General features: G+C 49.0%; 15 protein-coding genes. 11 read left to right on the top strand and 4 right to left on the bottom strand.

What is annotated here, in order from left to right; all coding sequences use genetic code 11:
• Positions 1 to 23 precede the first annotated feature (23 nt).
• Positions 24 to 1,163 (bottom strand): LacI family DNA-binding transcriptional regulator, encoded by a 1,140-nt coding sequence (locus NST47_RS30800; protein ID WP_341158548.1) that lies wholly within the window; start codon positions 1,161 to 1,163, stop codon positions 24 to 26.
• Positions 1,164 to 1,268: 105 nt separating this feature from the next.
• Here NST47_RS30800 and NST47_RS30795 point away from each other — a divergent pair, with 105 nt between their 5' ends.
• The 7 genes from NST47_RS30795 (at position 1,269) to NST47_RS30765 (ending at position 14,345) form a co-directional block, all read left to right on the top strand.
• Positions 1,269 to 4,475 carry a beta-galactosidase gene (locus NST47_RS30795; protein WP_341158547.1) on the top strand — a complete coding sequence of 1,069 codons (3,207 nt, stop codon included), beginning with the start codon at positions 1,269 to 1,271 and terminating at the stop codon, positions 4,473 to 4,475.
• Positions 4,476 to 4,715: 240 nt separating this feature from the next.
• Positions 4,716 to 6,647, top strand: coding sequence for a DUF2334 domain-containing protein (locus NST47_RS30790; RefSeq protein ID WP_341158546.1), 1,932 nt, complete (start codon positions 4,716 to 4,718; stop codon positions 6,645 to 6,647).
• A 168-nt stretch (positions 6,648 to 6,815) separates the two neighbouring features.
• Complete coding sequence (locus NST47_RS30785) at positions 6,816 to 8,177, top strand: MATE family efflux transporter (RefSeq protein ID WP_341158545.1); 1,362 nt, start codon at positions 6,816 to 6,818, stop codon at positions 8,175 to 8,177.
• Between the two features lie 45 nt (positions 8,178 to 8,222).
• Positions 8,223 to 9,137, top strand: a complete 915-nt coding sequence (locus NST47_RS30780) for an N-acetylmuramoyl-L-alanine amidase family protein (protein WP_341158544.1) — start codon at positions 8,223 to 8,225, stop codon at positions 9,135 to 9,137.
• A 173-nt stretch (positions 9,138 to 9,310) separates the two neighbouring features.
• Positions 9,311 to 10,006, top strand: coding sequence for a response regulator transcription factor (locus NST47_RS30775; RefSeq protein WP_341158543.1), 696 nt, complete (start codon positions 9,311 to 9,313; stop codon positions 10,004 to 10,006).
• 89 nt (positions 10,007 to 10,095) lie between these two features.
• Positions 10,096 to 11,256 carry an exonuclease SbcCD subunit D gene (locus tag NST47_RS30770; protein ID WP_341158542.1) on the top strand — a complete coding sequence of 387 codons (1,161 nt, stop codon included), beginning with the start codon at positions 10,096 to 10,098 and terminating at the stop codon, positions 11,254 to 11,256.
• Entirely contained in the window at positions 11,253 to 14,345 is a 3,093-nt protein-coding gene (locus NST47_RS30765) for an SMC family ATPase (protein ID WP_341158541.1), read from the top strand. Before NST47_RS30770 ends, NST47_RS30765 begins: the two co-directional genes overlap by 4 nt.
• A 115-nt stretch (positions 14,346 to 14,460) precedes the next feature.
• Here the strand turns inward: NST47_RS30765 and NST47_RS37235 are convergent, their stop codons facing one another.
• The 3 genes from NST47_RS37235 to NST47_RS30755 all read right to left on the bottom strand — a co-directional run bounded on the left by NST47_RS37235 (position 14,461) and on the right by NST47_RS30755 (position 15,897).
• Positions 14,461 to 14,565: a hypothetical protein gene (locus tag NST47_RS37235; protein ID WP_445667490.1), complete on the bottom strand. Its 105-nt coding sequence runs from the start codon at positions 14,563 to 14,565 to the stop codon at positions 14,461 to 14,463.
• 244 nt (positions 14,566 to 14,809) lie between these two features.
• On the bottom strand, positions 14,810 to 15,163 hold the full coding sequence (locus NST47_RS30760) for a hypothetical protein (protein ID WP_341158540.1): 354 nt from the start codon (positions 15,161 to 15,163) through the stop codon (positions 14,810 to 14,812).
• 35 nt (positions 15,164 to 15,198) lie between these two features.
• The gene (locus tag NST47_RS30755) at positions 15,199 to 15,897 is read right to left on the bottom strand and encodes a pirin family protein (protein ID WP_341158539.1); all 699 of its coding nucleotides are present in this window, start codon (positions 15,895 to 15,897) and stop codon (positions 15,199 to 15,201) included.
• 280 nt (positions 15,898 to 16,177) lie between these two features.
• On the opposite strand from NST47_RS30755, the gene NST47_RS30750 reads away from it, so the two are divergent.
• From NST47_RS30750 to NST47_RS30735, 4 genes are all read left to right on the top strand, one after another.
• The gene (locus NST47_RS30750) at positions 16,178 to 16,756 is read left to right on the top strand and encodes a TetR/AcrR family transcriptional regulator (RefSeq protein WP_341158538.1); all 579 of its coding nucleotides are present in this window, start codon (positions 16,178 to 16,180) and stop codon (positions 16,754 to 16,756) included.
• A 48-nt stretch (positions 16,757 to 16,804) separates the two neighbouring features.
• Positions 16,805 to 17,458 carry a VC0807 family protein gene (locus tag NST47_RS30745; protein ID WP_341158537.1) on the top strand — a complete coding sequence of 218 codons (654 nt, stop codon included), beginning with the start codon at positions 16,805 to 16,807 and terminating at the stop codon, positions 17,456 to 17,458.
• An 18-nt stretch (positions 17,459 to 17,476) separates the two neighbouring features.
• On the top strand, positions 17,477 to 17,986 hold the full coding sequence (locus tag NST47_RS30740) for a GNAT family N-acetyltransferase (protein WP_341158536.1): 510 nt from the start codon (positions 17,477 to 17,479) through the stop codon (positions 17,984 to 17,986).
• Between the two features lie 174 nt (positions 17,987 to 18,160).
• On the top strand, positions 18,161 to 20,572 hold the full coding sequence (locus NST47_RS30735) for an alpha-glucuronidase family glycosyl hydrolase (RefSeq protein ID WP_341158535.1): 2,412 nt from the start codon (positions 18,161 to 18,163) through the stop codon (positions 20,570 to 20,572).
• The last annotated feature ends 268 nt before the right edge of the window (positions 20,573 to 20,840 follow it).

Genomic DNA, 20,840 nt, shown 5'->3' with positions numbered 1-20,840 from the left:
CAGCAATTACGAGCAGCAGCCCATTACCCCGATCCCCGTGTTATCAGGCGAGCGGACAAAATAACTTTTTCCGAATGTACACTCGGATGAGTCAGATTACGCTCCAAGGCCTCCACGGCTCTGGTGCCGAGCAATTCTTTGGCCAGCTCCACTGTAGTCAGTGGAGGTGTGGAGCTGGCACTGGCATCGATGTTATCGATACCAATGACCTTGCACCTTGAAGGCACAGATATCGATTGCTCCTGCAGCAGCTTCAACAGCTTGAGCGCAATTTCATCGTTGGCGCAAACAAAGCCATCCGGCAGTTCTTCAGATGGAGATGCGCCCACACGTTTGGCCAACTGCTGCTCCCATGCGGGCTGACCATAGGAGATGGTCCATTTTCTCAGTGAATAGCCCTCCAATTGGCGTGAGTATTCATCCAATGCTTGGCGGCAGCCCCACCACCTTTCCTGAAAGCTGACAGAGTAAGCATCCTTTCCCACAAATACAATTCGCTTACAGCCCTGTGAGAGGATCCGGCGGCAAGCCAGCCGGGCAGCCTCCAGATTGGCATTCAATATGCAATCGGCACGAATGAGCGGCTCCTCATGATCAACAAGAATAATCGGAGCATGAGCCTGATGCAGCTGAGCGAGCTTATGAAGTGAGCGGATCGGAAGCGTACCCAGCACAATAGAGCCAAGGCAAGCTGGACTGGTTATGTCCGTGAGCGGAGAAGCCATCGGATTGTCCATCAGCAGCTTGTCGGACGAAAGCACCTGTGTCTGCCACCCATTGTTGCTGCACCCAAGCATCACCCCGCCCAGTACGCGTGACCAGAAGCTGGGCTCTTTGCGTTGTGCATCATGGACCCAAATGGCTACACAAGCAGGAGCAGTCTCAGTGTGGAGTACTTCACTATCGCTGATTAAAGTAGCAGCATAGGGCAAGTCCGAGGCAGCATCCGAGACTGTCTTGGGTGGTTTTGAATAGGCACTTCTTTTGTCCGATTTGATTCGATAGCCAAGCGCCCTTGCCATAGCTTCCACTTCAGCTCTTGTGGCTTCACTGACCCCGATCTTGCCTGATAATGCTTGTGACACTGTATATTTGGAAACACCCAATCGGTCAGCAATGAGCTGCATCGTTATTTTGGCATGCTGGCTGGATAAAGGAATCATCCCCTCTTACAAATTCAATTGACTAAACCTCATCATACCATTAAAGTGATTCACGGAAAACCGTCTGTGAACCTAACAAACCTAACAAAAATGGAGGTTGATTGAATGACTACATCAGTTGTATTTTACGATCCAAGCTTTCCTTATGCAGGAGCGCGTCCTGATGCAGAGGCTTTGAAGCAGCTGGGTGAGCATGCGATTATTGCCAATGCCCACGAGCTTGCAGAGCAGCTGCCGTATGCCGATACTTTGATTCATTTGCATGGACCCTACGTACCCAAGGCAGCATGGACGGCAATTATTGAGCATCTGCGTCAGGGAAAGGGTCTTGTGCATTTGGGGGGAGCCCCCTTCAAGGTGCCGGTATTCGATGACGGGGAGGCGGGCTTAGACACCTCATCCTGGATAGAAGAACCCGAACAAACCGGCTATCATCAGCAGTTGAACATCCATGAAGCGATTGCTATCGATCCTTCACCCATTGCCAGACTTACAGCGAACATGGATATTCCGTTATTCGCAGACTTGACCGACCTGTTCACAATTGAACCTACATACGGCCTGGTGCTCCATGTAACCAAGGTGGATGATCAGCCTGGACAGCTCGGATCAAGCGGACCTATGGATGCTCATATTGTACCCTTGATGTTTGGTGTAACCGCAGGCAAGGTAAGCCGGGAAGCAGCAGCCCCTGCCGTCCTGATTGAAAATACGAAGGGCACCTATACCGGCGGACGCTGGATTTTGATTAATCAGCAGATAAGCCCAGCGTTCTGGCATGAGGGCGCAGGGGTAAATGCGCTGCTGGCATGGAGTCGTTGTACATCGCTTGGTGTCACCGAGCTGTGGCTGAAAACCAATTATGCCTCCTATGAGCCAGGTGATAAAGTAACGACCAGCTTACAGCTTCAACGACTTGGCAGTGGGAGCGGTATGGATGCAGAATGGACATTTACCTTAAAGCTGAAGAAGGCAAACGATAACACAGCGATGATTGCGGACCCAAGCTTTTCTTACAAGGACGATCAGTTTACGACATTGTGGCAGGGCGAAACGAAGCTGCTGGCTTCACCTGAGCTTGGATTTATCCGCAACAGCCTGCCAATCCCGGTGGAGACCGGCTTTTATATTGTGGAATGTGAGGCGGTATCCACGGATGGAGAAACCCGTAGGCTGCGTCAAGGCTTCTGGGGCATGGATGGCCAGTGGCTGCAGCAGGGTGAAATGATTAGCGTCGACCGTGATTATTTTTGGAAAAATGGCCGTCCGCTGCCTGTGGTCGGTATGACCTATATGACCAGTGATGTGGCCAGAAAGTTCCTGTTTATGCCGAATGTGGCCGTATGGGATCGCGATATGGCACAGATGAAACGGGCTGGCATCAATATGCTGCGTACCGGTATCTGGACGGCCTGGCGCAGTGTGATGTTTGTCGATGGACATCCATATGAGGAAGTGCTGCGGGCTATTGATGCTTTTGTACTGACGGCCAAGCGTTATGAGCTGGAAGTCACCTTCAACTTTTTCGCCTTTACTCCGGAAGCGTGGGATGGTATAAACCCCTATCTGGACCCGCGAAGTGTGGAAGCCCAGAAACGATTTATTGCGGCAATTGTATCGCGCCATAAGGAATCAACCAATGTACATTGGGACCTGATTAATGAGCCGACCATGTTCGATCCGCGCCGCTTGTTCTCTGGCCCACGTTCATGCCAGGACCCCTTCGAGCGTAAAGCTTTTATTCATTGGTTAAAAGAACGTCATGGCTCTGTTCGCTTACTGCAGGAACGTTGGAATATGACGCCTGATGAGCTGCCAACTTTTGAAGCGGCTCGGCTGCCTGAACCGAATGACATTAATTTTAGAACGACCGAAAATTTGGCCAAAAAAGGTGGACCTTGGCTCGATTACACCTTGTTTACGATGGAGATGCACAATCAATGGGCAGTCAAATTAATCCAGACGATCCGGGCTATTCAACCAAAGCAGCTGGTTACGGTTGGGCAGGATGAGGGTCTCGGAGCGCAGCGTCCATCTCCGTTTTTCTACGCAGAGGCAGTTGATTATACGACGGTTCATTCCTGGTGGAAAATGGATGATCTCGTATGGGATGGTGTCTTTACGAAGGCTGCTGACAAGCCGAACCTGATTCAGGAAACGGGTATTATGTACGTGGAAACGCCGGATGGTCGGGCCAAACGGAATGAAGCGGAGCTGCGCAATATCCTGGAGCGCAAATATGCTTATGCGTTCTCGACAGGCGGAGCGGGCGCAGTGCAGTGGATCTGGAATACGAACTTCTATATGAATAATATCAATGAATCGAATATTGGAGCGCTGCGGGCAGACGGAACAGAGAAGCCGGAAGCAGGCGTATCGTATGATTTTGGACAGTTTATGGAATCGATTCGTGACCTGTTTGTCGAGCGTCAGCTTGAGGAAACAGCTGTAGTATTTCCGTATTCGAACGATTTCTCGAATCGCAAGCTGGCTTATGAGGCCACAACGAAGCTGGTGCGTACACTCTCCTACAGCCTGAATGTGCATGCACGCGGTTTAAGCGAATATCATTTGGATTCTTTGTCGGATTGGTCACCGAAGCTGATTATCGTACCAAGCGCGCACAACTTCAGTACGGAGGCGCTGGATAGGCTTGTTGCTCATATTAGTGAGCAAGGGGGCGTGCTGCTCATTACCGGTCCTGTAGGTCTGGATGAATATTGGCGTCCTGAGTCGAGACTTACGGCCGAGGTCGGGCCGACAGTCGTGACCAACCTGCTGCGTGAAGAGCTGCTTGAAATCAGCGGACGGAGGCTGCCGGTTTCATTCGGCGGTGCGCGGATTGCCGATGCCAATAAGCAAAAGCCGGTACTAACGCAAACAGGTTCTGCCAGCGAAGGCGCGGGCTCGATGGGCTACACAGGCAGTACTAAGCTAACCGATGTACAGCTGGGGCAAGGCCGGTTAATCTGGTGCCCGTTGCCGATAGAGTTGAACGAACGAATCGAGCCGTTGGAGGAGCTGTATAAGCTGGCGTTAGCGGCAGCAGGGGCTGCAGAGGAGCTGGAATGGCAGCAGGGTGGCGATTGCCCCGGCTTGTATGGTCGCAAGCTAAGCTTTCGCGATGGCGCCTTGTACATCTTTGTCTCCGAGTATGCGATCGATACGGATATCAGAATCAAGGACCCTGTTACAGGGGTAGGTTATGCTTTTGTCGTGGAAAGCGAACGGACGGTGATGTTTGCAGCTGATCTTCAAGGTGAAATCACGGCTGTATACAGGCCGGAGGAAGTTGCGATTATGAGCTTGTAACAGCCATATTTGTCCATTAGCAGAGACCCATTCAACAGGAATTCCAGTTCTTTTATACAACAAACGGGGCAGGGTTCTTTTCCGGGACCTTGTCCCTATTTTTTAAAAAGAAAATGATGTTCGAAGCACTAAAAATCTGCTACAATCATCGTAGTAAACCCATCATCATAGAGAAACCCAATCAATATGTAAGCGTTTTAATTCTTTAGGTATAGCAGCTAGAGGGGAGCTTGAATTACGATGACCATGCTATTTAAATACAGATGGTTGAAATATACCTTATGTGCCGTTGTGATAAGTATGTTGTTCATGGCTTATGAAATTATTACGGTTGAGGGGGAAGCCAGCACCCCGCGTTTTGTGCTTATGAGGCTTGAAGATATTGGTCCGGGCGGACAGTATGAAACGATGGAACAGCTGGGTAAGCTTCGAACGGTGCTTGAATATTTACGTGATCAGCAGGTCGTGTACCATCTGGCCGTCATTCCACGGTGGATCAGCATGCCGGCGGATGGAAGCCCCTATGACGTTTCACTTGATCAAGCGGATAGTCCTTACATAGCGGCCTATCAGAAGGTATTGAAGGATGCGGTCGCCGATGGAGCCACACTGGGCATGCATGGATATACGCACCAGGTGGGCAGTGTTCGTCGTGATGACGGACATCAGGATTCAGGAATCGGAAATGAGTTCAATAATCCCGGCTCCGAGGAAACGATGTCCGCGGCTTTTGCGGAACCGAGACTGCAGGCCGGACTTAACATTTTTAAAAATGCGGGACTCAAGCCGCGTTTCTGGGAATCACCGCATTATCGGTCAACACCTGAGCAGGATAAAATGTTTCGTAATTATTTTGGCTTGAACTATCAAGCCGATGTGCAGACAAACCGGAATACGCCGGTTGCCCAATATGTGATAGAGCGCAACAGCGGGTATGGGCAATCCTCTCTGGGGGCTGCATATGTACCTACTCCGTTCGATTATATTCCTTCAAATAAGGATGAAAAGCTGATTTTGGATCGTGTGGGCAAATCGAATATTGTAGCCTCTTTCTTTTTTCATCCTTTTCTGGAATTCAAGTATTTGGCTCCGGTTGTGGACGAAACGGGAGAGACCATCATTCGTGATGGATTGCCCGAATATCATTATTTAAGCCAGGACAAAAGCTTGCTTCAAAAGCTCGTTCTTGGCTTGAAAGCGAAGCACTATTCGTTCTTTTCTATCCAGGACTACGTTCCGTTTACCCCTGCGCATAGTGTGAAATTAAGCCCTTCCGCACAGCAGGATAAAGAAAAAATGATGCTTGGGGATGTAACCGGCAACGGTCAGGCGGATCTGATCCGGTGGGATACAAATAACGGATCCATTTCTGTAACCCCGGGCTCCTTTGATGGCATGCGCAATGAACCGCAGGGAGCTCCGTCACAATGGGCCAATGTTGCCTATAAGGCTGGAGCAGCAGCGGCGCTTGGCAGAAGTACCCAAGATAAAATGAACAGTCTGTGGATCATGCAGCCATCGGGAACCCTTGAGCGATTTACTTCGGACGGACATCGTTTCTCGATGACTAACAGCTGGAAGACGGAACCTCGCAAGTGTGCCAATTTATATGTTCTGCCTCAGGCTGATGGTGATGTAGTCGTAGCTGGCCTGACAACGGATCGTTTGCAGCTTTTTGGCTACGTAGTCAGTAAAGGTTTAGTCAAACCGATCAAATCGTATACATTCAATAATGAGCTCACAGCCGAGCTGCAGCCTCGTAAACTGGATACAAGCAGTTTTGCTCTGTTCTCTTCAAGGCCGGGTGCCGCAAGAGGCGGTCAGTGGAATGCAGACCTCACTTCGATGGAATGGAAGCAATCCAAGCAAGAGCTGGGCATACCCAATGAGGATGGCATCCTGCGTTTTGGTGATTACAATGGGGATGGACGCGAGGATGTATTGCGCTGGAATGCGGAAACCGGACGTTTTACCGTATATTTGAATAACAAGGAGGGCGGCTATTCGCTGCTGTCTACCTTTGGACCATGGGGTAAGCCAGGTTCCAAGCTGGTTGTCCATGATCTGGATGGAAATGGTAAAAGCGACCTGGCCCTGTTCAATCGTGAGGAAGGTTATATGGATACAGCACTTTCCTTCGAGAGCAGAGATCTACAGCTGCAGCATCCGTAAGTATTATCATAATATTGTGCACGACTTACGTACGGCTCTTGGATATGATGCCAAGGGCTGTTTTCTTTTAAGAGATAGGAATTTATAAGTCTCTTGAATAGCAATCCGATATGGGGCACAATGAGGAGGGCCTGATTAATATAAATTTTACCAAGGAGAACGGGAAATATGGGTTTTACACAAAACTGGAAAATGATTTTGACGCTTGCGCTGCCTTCCATTATTTCGTTTGCTTCAGGTACCGTCACAGGCACAATTAACCTGATTATGGTTGGTTCCATGGGGGCGCTCGTGATTGCTGCTGTAGGCGTATCCAATATTATTGCCTATAATGCCTGGGCGATTTGCTCCGGATTTGGACATTCAGTAAATTACCTGGTGGCCCAAAACTATGGCGCAGGTCAAATCCAGCAGGCCGTCGAGCGAACGTATATTGCGCTTTATGTAGCGCTTCTGGCAGCCATTGGGATTGTAACACTGGGTATTGTCGCGCCTCAGGCGATTCTACAGTTGATGGGCAGTTCTCAGGAGCTGGTGGACACCGGTTCAATTTATTTGCGCTACAGGTTATTTGCGGTGGCTTGTTTTATGATCAGTTTTGTGTTTCATGGTTTTTTTCGTGGTGTCGGGGATACGCGTACCCCTATGGTGATGACCATTTTATCGAATGTCACCATGATTTTTTTCACTTATACCCTGACTTATGGCCAATTGGGGTTTCCCAAGCTGGGACTGGAAGGAGCGGGGATGGCTGTTTTTTTGGGTGAAGCCTTATGTCTGGCCGGCAGTATGTATGTCTATCTGATACGGATGCATGCGCGCTTCCATACACGTCGTCGTGTGAGGATGAGTGGTAAGGAGGCTCGGCTTATTATAGGGGAGAGCGGTAAGCTGGGCATGCAGGAGCTTGCGATGAGTGCCGCAATGTTCGTGTTTACGATGTACGTAACTAGACTTGGTACGGACGCGCTGGCAGCCAATGAGATTGCATTAAATGTAATGGGTCTTGGCTTTATGCCTGCTTTTGGCTTTGGAGCGACAGCGACCATATTGGTCGGTCAGGAAATCGGACGCGGTGCCCCGTTTAAAGCAAGACGCATGGCGACAGATGTGGCTATATTGGGTAGTATTTTCCTGTTCGTGCTCGGTCTTGCCGAGTTTGTGTTTGCCGAACCCATAGCGCTGCTGTATACAAATGAAATTAATGTGTATAAACTGGCAGCCCAGTTGATTACGGTATCTGCTTTTTTACAGCTATTTGACGGTCTGCTCAATTATTATGCGGGAGGACTTCGGGGGATCGGGGATACGACGTTCCTGCTGCGGATATCGCTCATTCTGAATTGGGTGATTTTTATACCGGGCGCTTATGTACTGATCTTTGTATTGAATTGGGGAAGCATGGGGGCGTGGATTTCACTTTATGTATTCCTGTTCCTGTTTGCCCTTGGATGTATGCTTCGTTTCTATCGAACCGATTGGCACGGTGTGACCATGAAGCAAGCTGAGGCAGGGAAAACAACACATTAAATTGAACAAATAAGTTTGTATGATTAGAGGGAGTTGAATGTCTTTATGAGTAAGCTTCAAACGAGTGTAATTGCCGCCTTATTGGCGTTTGGTGCTGTATCCCTGGTCATTGCCTATACTCAGGCACCTAATGTTCCTTCAAGTGATTCAGCGCTTCAACCTGCTGCCCAGACTGAGACAGTGCCTTCGGTCGTACCCTCGTCTACGGGGGCTAGCCTGACAACCAGTGAATCAGCCATAGCTCCTCAGTCGTCACAAGCCCAGCCTGCCCAGGCACCTACGCCGGAAGCATCCGCAGCAGAAGCAGTACCTGCTTCCGTTTCACGTGGGCTTATTTACCTCGACCCCGGTCACCAACGTAAAGGCAATGCTCAGCAGGAGCCGGTGTCGCCTGGTTCCAGGGAAACAAAAGCGAGGGTTACCGGAGGTACAAGAGGTGTCGCTACAGGCAAGCCAGAGTATGTGCTGAACCTGGAAGTTTCTCTGCTGCTCAAGGAATCGCTGATCGCTCGCGGATTCGAGGTGCAGATGACCCGTGAGGATCATGACGTAGACATTAGCAATGCGGAAAGAGCGGAGATGGCCAATGCCGTGAATGCACAGCTTGCTGTCCGTATTCATGCCGATGGGAATGATTCGCCCAAAGCCAAGGGCTTTTCGGTCCTTTACCCTGATGCAGGAGTAAGATCTACGCAGAGCATTCAGCCGGCAAGCCAAATGGCGGCGGCAGCGATTCTTGAAGCGCTGAAAGCAGGTACAGATGCTGCATCCAGAGGGATGGTGGCCCGCAGCGATTTATCGGGATTTAATTGGTCGAAGGTGCCTGTAGTACTGATTGAGCTGGGATTTATGACGAATCCGACAGAGGACAAGCAGCTGTCTGAACCTGAATATCAGCAGCAGCTGGCAGATGCAATAGCCGATGGAATTGATAGCTATATGAAGAACAAGCAAGATTAGGTGTTTGTCCAGCAGTTAGTTATGGTCAATATACTATCGTGCAGGTGTATGTGGGGGAGTAAGTAATTTAATGTTTCCAATACATACTGCTTGACCTTGGAACGCCATTTGACTATCTTTGTATGAGAGAATGCCGAATGTTGGGTATGATGTGTTGGATGGAGCGGTGAATCGTGGCAGAGCAGACAATTTTGATTATTGAAGATGATCCGGAGATTCGCAATATTATTCAATTGTATTTACAAAAAAACCAATACGGGGTTGAATTGGCAGAGCATGGCGATGAAGGGATTGCCAAGATGCTGGCAGTTCAGCCCGACTTGATCATTTTGGATGTTCTCCTTCCAGGTATGAACGGGTTCGAGGTGTGTAAGGAAATTCGCAAGCTGTCTTCGGTGCCGATTCTTTTTGTGAGCTGCATGATGGAGGAGCATGACAAAATCGTCGGCCTTAGTGTTGGCGGTGATGACTATATTACGAAGCCCTTCAGCCCAAATGAGCTGGTTGCACGGGTAAAAGCGCATCTGCGTCGCCCGTATTTGTCAGGAAACTCCTCAAACCGATTGGAAATAATTCAATATAAAGGTTTGATTATGGACGTACTGAAACGCCATGTATCTGTGGATGGAATCACTGTGAACCTTGCCAAAAAAGAGTTCGAGCTGTTGAAATATTTGGGCAGCCATCCCGGCAAAATATTCACTCATGAGGAGCTGTTCCGTGAAATATGGGGGCAGGAAAGCTACAATGATACCCGTACGATCATCGTGCATATCAGCAATCTCCGCAAAAAGATTGAGCCGGATCCTACAAATCCGCAGTATATTATTAATGTCCACGGAGTGGGATATAAATTTGATGCATCCTAAACAAAATCAGCTTGTGTTGACATATTCACTTAACGGTTTCAGACTGAAGGTAACGAAGTATCCTCGCAGCTGAAAAGGAGGGAATCACCTTGAAATTCATACATACAGCGGATTGGCATCTCGGCAAGCTGGTTCAGGGCATTTACATGACCGATGATCAAAAATACGTGCTGCAGCAATTGCTGGATACCGTAGAGGCTGAGCGGCCGGATGCGGTCATTATCGCAGGGGACCTGTATGATCGTGCGGTTCCTCCTACGGAGGCAGTAGAGCTGCTGGATGAGCTGCTGGAACGTATCGTGATCGGATTGAACACGCCGGTTCTGGCAATTTCAGGAAATCATGACAGCCCGGATCGGCTTAATTTTGCAACGACGATGATGGAAGGGCAGGGCCTGCATCTGTCTGGCCAGCTGAAGGGAAAGCCGGTCATATTGCGCGATGAGCATGGAGAGGTACACTTCCATCTTGTTCCTTATGCAGATCCTGCACAGATTCGCTATCAGCTTGCCGATGAAACGATAAAATCGCATGATGACGCGGCAAAAGCGATCGTTGCCAAAATTACTGCCAGGATGGACCCTGCTGCCCGTCATGTGTTCGTAGGTCACGCCTTTGTAACCCCATATGGAGAAAAACAGGAAAATACGAGTGAGTCGGAAAGGCCTTTGTCCATTGGGGGGGCTGAATATGTGCATGCTGAATATTTTGCACCCTTTCATTACACAGCACTCGGTCATCTTCATCAAGCTCATTATGTAGGGCATGAGAAGATTCGCTATGCGGGCTCTCCGCTGAAGTATTCGATATCCGAGGCGTATCATCAGAAGGGTTATTATATGGTGGAGCTCGACGGACAGGGACAGGTAACCATAGATAAAAGAAGCTTTCTTCCCAAACGTGATCTGCGGCGGGTAGAGGCAAGCATAGAGGACATCGAGCATCATCCAGTCAATGAGGATTATGTGTTCGTCACGCTGTTGAATGAAAATCCGGTACTGTTTCCAATGGAAAAGGTACGTGCCGTCTACCCGAATGCTATGCATGTGGAGCGCAAATGGACTCGGGGGCCGCGTAACCTTGAAGTCGACGAAGAACAAGAGCAGCAAGAACGTAAACAGCGTGATCCAGCTGTCTTGTTCGCGGCTTTCTATGATCAGGTTAGGGGCAACACACTTTCGGCTGAGAAGCGCCTGCTATTCGAGCGTGTATACGCGGATGTTGCTGCAGGGGAGGAGGAGTCGGAATGAGACCGCTGCGATTAACGATGACGGCACTCGGGCCTTATAAAGAAAAGGAGACCATCGATTTCAGTCGGATGGAGCACCATCGCTTGTTTGTGATCTCGGGTAATACCGGAGCCGGGAAAACGACGATTTTCGATGCGATTTGTTATGCGCTGTATGATACGGCGAGCGGTGAGGACCGTTATGAAACCCGTATGCTGCGCAGTCATTTTGCCGATGATCAGACACCGACCACGGTGGAGTTTGATTTTGCCATCGGTTCCCGCTCATATCGCGTTGTCCGCCAGCTCGCCTATCGCAAAGGCAGCAACAAGAACGAAACGCCTCCGACTGCAGAGCTGTATGAAATCGGGAGTGGCCAAGCAGTTCCCTGCGTAGACCGATTTACCATAAAAGATATCAATACGAAGCTGCAGCAAATTATCGGACTGACCAAGGATCAATTCAGCCAGATTGTGATGCTGCCGCAGGGCGAATTTCGTAAGCTGCTAACCTCGGACACGGAAAATAAAGAGGAAATTCTCCGTCGTATCTTCCGTACGGAGCTGTACCAAAAGGTGGAGGACCGCTTCAGGCAGCTGGTACGGGAGAACAAGGAGGCTGCTGATCGACTGCGGGCCGAGCTGGAGTTCACGGTCCGCCAAATGTCCGTTTCACTGCCTGTTCGCGAGGAAAGCTCACTCTCGCTGACATTGCAGCAGGACAAGCATAATGTTGTGCAGCTGCTGCAGGGGCTGGATGCGGAAATCAGCCATTATACGTTAATTGTTGAACAGGCGGCAGCGAACAAAGCTGGACTCGAACAGCAGGTGCAGTTGGATACGGAAGCTTATCATAAGGCAGCTTCGTTGAATGATCGTTTCACGGAGCTTGCGAACAGGCACAAATCACGCGAGCAGCTGGAAGGACGTCTGCCCGATATTGAATGTGATCAGCAGCGACTGGTGATGGCGGAGAAAGCTGCAGCACTTGAGCCCTACGAGGAGCAGAGCCTGAGAGCCAGCGAGCAGCTGCTCATGCTGACAAGCAAGCTCAAGCACAAATCAGCTGACGTCGAGAGTGCCGCGCTCGCCTTACGGGAATCGGAGCAGAAGCTTCATGCCGAGCAAGCACGTGATGGCGAGCGTAAAGCTGCGGAGCAGGCGCTGCAGCGGCTCCAGGATATGGAGCCAGTTGTGAAATCGCTGCATGAACGGCAGGCGGCGATTTCACAGCTGGAGGCTGAGGAGAAAGCTGCTGGGTCCAGGCAGGCTGCGATCGATACGGCTTGGGTTCAGGCCACTGCAGAGAAGCAGCAGCTCACCGCACAGATCAAGGAACTGGATCATGCAATCGATACTCTTCCTATGAAGCTGACCCGCTTGAATGAGCTTCGCGATCATGCAGGCAAGATGAAGGAAATGCTTCGGCTGCGCATACAATTGGAGGAATGCTTCAAGCTGCAGCAGGAAGGTCAGGTGAAGCTGGCCAGCGAGCTGGCCCAGCATGACCGTCTGGAAGCGTTATGGATTGAAGGTCAGGCAGGGCTGCTGGCCGAGCACCTTCACGATGGTAAGCCGTGTCCGGTATGCGGGAGTACGGAGCACCCGGATAAAGCACAGCCAGAGACAGCGATTCCTACCCGAGCCCAGCTGGATGCGGCCAAAAAGCAGCTTCATGCAGCCAGAGAGGAATACAGCAAAGCAGAAGCTCAGGTCGCTGCCGCGAATGCGGGTCTTTCGGATAAGCAGGCAGATCTAACGCAAATGGGTGTTTATTTTGACAATATTAACGAAGCTTATCAGCAGCTTGTCGCTGAAGGGAAAAGCCTGAAGGAAGAAACCGATCGCTTGGGTAAGCAGGCAGAGCAGCTCAAGCAGCTTAAAGCAGCCCTGGAATCGATGGATACCCGACTGGATCAGCTGAGTATGGACAAGCATCTTATTAATGATCAGCTGAGCAAAATCACCTTGGACCGTTCCTTAAAGCAGGCAGCATTAGTCAGGGATCTGGACCATATTGAGCCAGACCTTCGTTCGTATCCAAGTTTGAGAGCGAAGCTGCAGGAGCAGTCCAGGCTGGTTGAAGCGATGACAGCAGCCTGGAAGCAGGTGCAGGAGCGTCACAGTCAGCTGCAAATGAAATGGGCGCAGGAGCAGGCAACGCTCGCACAGATGGAGCTGCAATTGCAAGAGGCGGCTCAGCATAAGGAGGCGATGACCAGCCGATTCAGGGAAGAGCTGGCGAAGAGCGGTTTCGAGGATGAGGGCGCCTACAGATCTGCCAAGCTGTCAGAAAGCAGCCGTCTGATGATCAAGGAGCAGCTTCAGCAGTTCCAAACCGCGATGGCTTCGCTGCAGCAGGCGATCTCTGATCTGGAGCGGGAGCTGAATGGTAAGGAACCTGCTGATCTGGAACTGTTATTTGAACGGTTGGCAGGGTTAAAGCAGCAGCTTGAGCAAGCAGCGGCGCTTTATCAGGAGGCACGGGCCTGCTGGCAAGCTGCGAGTAATCTCAAGCTGACAATCGAGCAGACAAGCGGGAAGCTGATTGAGGCGGAGCGCAGCTATGGCGAGGTCGTTGATATTCATCAGGTATTAAAGGGCGATAATGCGCTGCGCATGTCGTTTGAACGATACATACTGATCGAGTTTTTTGAGCAAATTCTTCATGCAGCCAACCAGCGATTGCACAGCTTGTCCAATGGACAGTTCGAGCTGATGCGCAGCGAACGAGTGGAGAAGCATAACAAAGCGAGCGGTCTGGGGCTGGATGTGTTCGACTCCTACACGGGACAGAACCGTGATGTCAAGTCTTTATCCGGCGGCGAGAAGTTCAATGCCTCGCTCTGTCTGGCGCTTGGCATGACGGATGTGATTCAAGCGAACCAAGGCGGAATATCGATAGAAATGATGTTTATTGACGAAGGCTTTGGTACGCTGGACGAGGAATCACTGAATAAAGCTATTGAAACGCTTATTGATTTGCAGCGTATGGGGCGGATGATCGGTGTCATTTCCCACGTTGCCGAGATCAAGGCTTCGTTTCCTGCCATTCTTGAGGTCACAAAATCGCGAGAAGGGTACAGCCGCGTTGAGTTGGTTTTGAAGTAATATTATGTACAAAGCCCTTTGTTCAGGGCTTTGTCATTTTTTTGATTTATTACATTATTGCCCTTGGATAAGGTTCCGGATGACTATATTCAGGGTTTTTCGTGTGAAAACGCTCTCATAAATAAAAATAATTTTCTGATAGGATGCTTTCGATATCCAAATTATTATCGTATAACCCGCCCCGAGAACGAAAGTCAGGAAGTCCACTAGCTGTACTAATACCTGCTCCGGTTAGTTTAATACACGTGTTAATTCCTCAATTGCTTTCATAAAGTATCACCTCTTATGTCTAATTATACGTGACTCAGCAAGGCGAATGATATATGGATTTAACTGAGTCGTATAAAAGAAAACCAGTCTAACACTTTTTTCGTGATTCGACTGGTTTCTGTTAATATGATGGGATGTACATATTTTTTTGGAATAATATGGAATTGTGGATGCTAAGTCAGAGTGACTTAGGCTTAGTCCGATTTGCTCACATGCTCGTTGCTGTAACCCGTACGGGTATTTACGACAAGTGTGAGCCGACGAGCGGCTTCATCCGTGACAAGCTCGGGGAGCACTGTATCATAGAGCCACCATTTACGAATGGAACGGCCCTGCTGCTCCTCGGTTTCCTCGAAATAGAACAGATTCAGCTCGGCCAGCTCGGTTTGAATGGTCTGCATGACATCGGCATTGACATCCTCAACGACAAGCTGCCAGCCCTTATCGCAGGCGCTCAGGCTAAACGCGTTGCCCTGCACTCTTGAATCCAACAGCATACGGCTGGTCACATGCTTGATCAATAGTGTTTTGTGTATCAATTCGGACATACTTCTATTCACTCCCTTCTATTTTAAAAGCACTTCTAAGGCAAATCAATTAGTAACAGCGTAGCACCGCTATTCGTGCGGATTGTTAGCTCAGGGGTTTGCTCGATTCGGGCAGCATCACGTTTGGCAAGTGTGGCTTCCCCGTTCAGGCTCAAGTTCCCCTCGATTACCATTACATAAATACGTCGGCCCGGCTGCTGCTTAAATTCAAGTGTGTGCCCCGGCTCCAATTCCGACATATACATGGTCAAATCCTGGTGGATATGGGCAATGCCTTCGCCGGATTGGTGAGAAACGATTGGCAGCAATTGATTGCGTAAGGCGTTAATATCATAGCTGCTCGTTTCATAGGAAGGCTCCAGTCCGTTCACGTTAGGTGTGAACCAGATCTGTAAAATATGAACGTCCTCAACACCGGGATTCACCTCGGAATGAATAATACCCGTGCCCGCAGACATTCTCTGCACTTCCCCAAAGGTAGTCACAGCCGATTGTCCGGTACTGTCTTCATGCTTGAGCTGCCCCTTCAACACGACAGAGACGATCTCCATTTCCCGGTGGGGATGTGCTCCAAAGCCGCGTCCACCTTGGACAATATCATCATTAAATACACGGAGTGGACCGAACTGGGTATTAAGCGGGTCGTAGAAATCGCCAAAGGAAAAGCTGAAATTACTTTGCAGCCAACCATGATCGGCCGAGTAACGAGAGGTGGCAGGATATACTTTTATCATAACTATAGACTCCTTTGAACTATCAAAGTGATGGCGCTTATTAACTATAATTAATATACCATATTACTTTTTACAAGTAAATGACGATGAGCTTGACAAACCTTATAGCAAGTTTGATCTTTTTCAACAAATATCAAGTGGATTTTACAGGTAGCCGCAGATCGAGCGATGCATTCCTGGCTATTTTTCCTATTTTTGTTCTAAAAGTATTTACAGACCGACGGTCGGTATGGTAGCATGTTTTTAACAGCAAGACACTCTGAGATTGAAGGAGCTTATTATGGAACAGAAACTGGACCAACAAACCTTATCCCATATTTTATCGGTAACCGAACAGTTGATTAAAGAAACGGGCTGCCAGCAAACGACGCTTCAGATGATTATGGATCGTACAGGATTGTCCAAGGGCGCGATCTACCACTATGTAAAAAGCAAGGATGAGCTATTCGGAAAAATACTCGAAAGCTATATGACGAATGTGAATCATCAGTTTCATGAAGCAGTTAAGCTATCCAAAGACAACGACATTCGACCTGCGATTCAAGCTATTGTATCGTCGATGGCGGAAAGGGGAACGAGCAATACTATATTCATCTACTTGTTAAGCCAGCAGCACAAGCCGAATATCGCGACGATGCTAAAGGAGCTGCGCCGAAGCTCGATGGCGCTCTCAGAAGCATGGATTACCATCGGCAAAGAGCATGGCGCGATTCCGGCACATGTGGATGTGAAGGCTTTTGCCTCGATGTTTGTGACTTTATCATATGGCTTGCGCGTCAATCAAATGATCGCAGATGATCAGCAAGTGCCTCAAATGCAGGATGTATTCCTTTTTATGATCAACGCATTCCAGAAGTAAACACGCTTAAGAGGTAAGACATCTATTTTATTAAGGAGGTCTAGTGCGATGAATCGTAAAAAAATAATTCGCAATATCTTAGTTTCTCTACTGATCAATGGAGGATTGCCATTACTCGTATACACCATTTTGGAAGGACATATGACCGATGTGATGGCATTATCAATCGCTGCGATTATTCCGCTGCTGGATACGTTCTATCATATTTTGAAGCACAAAAAGCTGGATGTATTTGCCGTCTTTATGGCAACAGGGTTTATTCTCAGTGCTGGCGCGGTACTGCTGGGCGGAGATCAACAGCTGATTTTGTTAAGAGATTCTTTTGTTACCGGTATTATGGGGTTGATTTTTCTCGTATCGCTATTGTTTCCTAAGCCGATTATTTATTACTTTGCACTTCGTTTCATTGCTTCCAATGATGAGAATCAGAAGCAGGCATTTGCGGAAAATTGGAAATTTGCCTATGCGCGTAGAGTGATGAGAATCATGACTGCTGGCTGGGGCGCCGCACTATTGGGTGAGGCTGTAATTAAAGTAATAATGGTATATTCCTTGTCGGTTACAGCATTTTTGGCACTGTCGCATCTGGTCATGTACGGTATCCTAGGTATAGCCATAGCGTGGACTTATTTGTATAGAAAGCAGTCAGGACGGCGGTTGGCGGAGATCAAGCGAGAGTCAGCTTATCCGAATTTGAAGTGAGGGGTGAAACCAGTGGGAATGGCAGAAATTACAATCCTTCAAGTCGAGGATTTAAAAGCGGTTAAAGGCCTGTATACGTCAGTTACACGAAATCTTCGCAAATTAGGCAATTACCAATGGGATTGGATCTATCCTAACGTATTTATTATGAAAAGTGATCTGAAGAACGGTCACCTATTCGGTGTAAGAGATGGCAAAGCCATTATTGCCGCAATAGTTGTTGATGACAAGCAAGGTGCTGCGTATGCATCGCTGGATTGGCAGGATCATGAGGGAAAAGCCGCCTGTATTCACCGTCTGGCTGTCCATCCCGACCATCAAGGGAAAGGGCTAGGCGGCAAGCTGCTGCGATTCGCCGAGGCCTACATAGCCTCACAAGGATATACAAGCATCCGACTGGATGTATATGCAGAGAATGCTGCAGCCCTTGGCATGTATCAGCGTGGAGGCTACAGTCAGCGGGGGAAAGTTACTTATCCATTTCGCAAGGTGCCTTACTTCTGTTTTGAAAAGGTATTGAATAAATAAATTAAAACGTTTACATCCACTATTGAGTTAAGTATACTGAGCGTAATTAACTTAATGAATAAGTTAGTTCAATCAAAATTAAAAGAGCACGTTCGAAAGGGAAGTGACGGTACATCACTTATTAGTGCGAACAATCCTTTTGAGCACGCTCTAAAAGAAATGGAGGCATACGAAATGGCATTATTAAATTTGGTCGCGGCCACAGTGGTCTCGTCCAAGGAAGCCAAGGGAGCAGAAGCCAAGGCGGTTGATGTTCTGATCGAGGAGCTGGAGAAACGAACTGGAATCCGGTTAAGCCGCGCGAATAGCTTTCCTGATGGGAATGCTCCAGTAATAGTGATCGGTACGATGGATTCATTGCATGCCATCCAAGGAATTGATGGCGAGCGTCTACCTAAGGACCTTCCCGTCCTGAAGGCGGAAGGTTACGCGCTTCGCACGGTGTTGGCTGGTGCCAACCATACGGTGTACATTATTGGCGCGGATGCCCGGGGCGTATTATACGGAGTAGGCAAGCTGCTGCGCTCATTAAGGTGGGGAGACCATCTTATACAGCTGGAACGCGAGCTCAACCTGAATGAAGCTCCGAGCTTTCCTCTGCGTGGGCATCAGCTTGGCTACAGGCCAAAGAACAATGCTTATGATGCCTGGAGCATAGAGCAATACGACCAGTATATTCGGGATTTGGCTATTTTCGGTGCCAACAGCATCGAAATCTTGCCGCCAAGAACGGATGATGATCCGATAGGTCCGGTGATGAAGGTTGAACCGATGGAAATGATGATCCGATTATCTGAAATCATTGCTTCCTACGGAATGGATACGTGGATCTGGTATCCGAATCTCGGCAAAGACTTCTCCAATCCGGCTACGATTGCGGCGGAGCTGGCCGAGCGTGAGCATATATTCAGCAGCCTTCCTCATATTCAACATATTTTCATCCCTGGCAGCGATCCGGGAGATATGGAGCCAGAGCCGTTATTTAAATGGTGCGAACAAGTAGCCGGATTGCTGAACCGTTACCATCCGGAAGCTAAGCTATGGCTGTCGCCTCAGGTCATGAATGGTGATCCAACTGCCTGGAAGAACGGCTTCTACGAGCAGCTGAGCAAGGAGCCGGATTGGCTGGGCGGTATTGTATTCGGTCCTCATGTGGACGAAGCACTGCCGGAGCTTAGACGAATTGTTCCGCAGAAATACCCGATTCGACGCTATGAGGACATCACGCACAATTTTCATTGCCAATATCCGGTAGCCGACTGGGACCTCTCTTATGCGCTTACGTTAGGCAGGGAAAGCAGCAATCCTAGACCGTTGGCGCAAAAGCATATTCATAACGAGCTAGCCTCTTATACGGTGGGCAATTTATCTTATTCCGAAGGCATTAATGACGATGTAAATAAATTTATCTGGAACGATCAGGATTGGAACCCACAGACACCAGCAGTGGAAACGTTAAGGGATTTTGCCGGATGGTTTATCAGCTGTGAGCTGGCCGACGGGGTGGCTCAAGGCTTGCTGGCATTGGAGGACAACTGGATCGGACCTCTGGCGGCCAACGAAGGCGTGGAAATAACGCTGCTGCAGTGGCAGCAGATGGAAAGGGATGCGTCTGAGCGCGTAATCAACAATTACCGCTTTCAGATGGGGCTGCTGCGCGCTTACTTTGACGCCTATACGAAGCGGCGGCTTTTCTATGAAACCGATCTGGAATACAGGGCCAAGGAAGCACTACGAGAAGCAAAACGCACAGGAGCATTGGCTGCTGTGCAGCAGGTTGAACAGATTTTATCAAGGGCTCAGACAGAGCCGGTGGCTCAGGATTACCGCAGACGGTGCGAGGAACTGGCCGATCAGTTGTTTGCCAATATTGGATACCAGTTGACCGTGACAAGGCATTATGCGATAGCTCAGGATCGTGGAGCGTTCATGGATGCGATCAATGCTCCCTTGAACGATGCCCGTTGGCTGCGCATCAGGTGCGCCTTGATCCAGGAGGAGCAGGATGAGACGAAACGGCTGACGATGATCGATGAAGCTCTGAATCGGATCAATCCGGGACCCGGTGGCTTTTACGATAATTTGGGCTCGTACCGCAGCAATCGTCGTATTGACCCTGGACAAGGGTGGGAAAAGGATCCGGGTTACCTGTATTCGCCGAGAACGGCCCATGCTGTTTATTTGCTTTCAGGGGCTATTACAGAAGCAAAGGAGAAGGAAAGCGGCGGTATTCCACTTGCCTGGATTAATCATATTAATGTTATGCTCGATACTCCGATCATCGTTCGATATGATCATCTGGACCCATCGACAGATTACATAGTGAAGGTTGCTTATGTCGGTGAGATTGGTGTAGAAGCGCATAAGGCGGTTCAGGTGAAGCTAACGGCTAACGATACTTATGTGGTCGAAGAAAGCCTTCTGGTGAACGGGTCAGCGGTAACGATTCGTGAGGCTCATATTCCGCGCGAAGTGGTGAGCAATGGCGAGCTGAAGCTGACCTTCCTGCGTACCCAGGGCACCAAGCGATTGAATATAGGGGAAATATGGCTGATCAGAAGTGAGTCGCAGCAAGTCCAGGCATAACTCTGGGCATCAGCACCAAATGAAACAGAATAAGCATAACAAACAAGCTATTCCGTAGTGCTGAGAGGCGCTGCCGAATAGCTTTTTGCATTCAACTACAGTTTCAAAATGAAACAAGATAGAAAAATGAAACAAAGCGGACTGTGGAGAAAAAATGGAACCTCACCTGCCATAATGGATGTTATCACACTTTGGTATGGATGCTATACTGATAATCGTTACAGCAGCAATCGAATCACAACGTATTGCAACCGCTTTCTGAGTTGAA

Source organism: Paenibacillus sp. FSL H8-0034 (assembly GCF_038000305.1).
Taxonomy (GTDB): Bacteria; Bacillota; Bacilli; order Paenibacillales; family NBRC-103111; genus Paenibacillus_S.
This window is presented reverse-complemented; position numbering and strand designations above follow the sequence as displayed.

Coding starts and splice junctions, on each gene's coding strand:
- NST47_RS30745 (WP_341158537.1), top strand. CDS start 16,805: ATGAATCGTAAAAAAATAATTCGCAATATCTTAGTTTCTCTACTGATC.
- NST47_RS30785 (WP_341158545.1), top strand. CDS start 6,816: ATGGGTTTTACACAAAACTGGAAAATGATTTTGACGCTTGCGCTGCCT.
- NST47_RS30735 (WP_341158535.1), top strand. CDS start 18,161: ATGGCATTATTAAATTTGGTCGCGGCCACAGTGGTCTCGTCCAAGGAA.
- NST47_RS30795 (WP_341158547.1), top strand. CDS start 1,269: ATGACTACATCAGTTGTATTTTACGATCCAAGCTTTCCTTATGCAGGA.
- NST47_RS30800 (WP_341158548.1), bottom strand. CDS start 1,163: ATGATTCCTTTATCCAGCCAGCATGCCAAAATAACGATGCAGCTCATT.
- NST47_RS30750 (WP_341158538.1), top strand. CDS start 16,178: ATGGAACAGAAACTGGACCAACAAACCTTATCCCATATTTTATCGGTA.
- NST47_RS30740 (WP_341158536.1), top strand. CDS start 17,477: ATGGCAGAAATTACAATCCTTCAAGTCGAGGATTTAAAAGCGGTTAAA.
- NST47_RS30790 (WP_341158546.1), top strand. CDS start 4,716: ATGACCATGCTATTTAAATACAGATGGTTGAAATATACCTTATGTGCC.
- NST47_RS30760 (WP_341158540.1), bottom strand. CDS start 15,163: ATGTCCGAATTGATACACAAAACACTATTGATCAAGCATGTGACCAGC.
- NST47_RS30780 (WP_341158544.1), top strand. CDS start 8,223: ATGAGTAAGCTTCAAACGAGTGTAATTGCCGCCTTATTGGCGTTTGGT.
- NST47_RS30755 (WP_341158539.1), bottom strand. CDS start 15,897: ATGATAAAAGTATATCCTGCCACCTCTCGTTACTCGGCCGATCATGGT.
- NST47_RS30765 (WP_341158541.1), top strand. CDS start 11,253: ATGAGACCGCTGCGATTAACGATGACGGCACTCGGGCCTTATAAAGAA.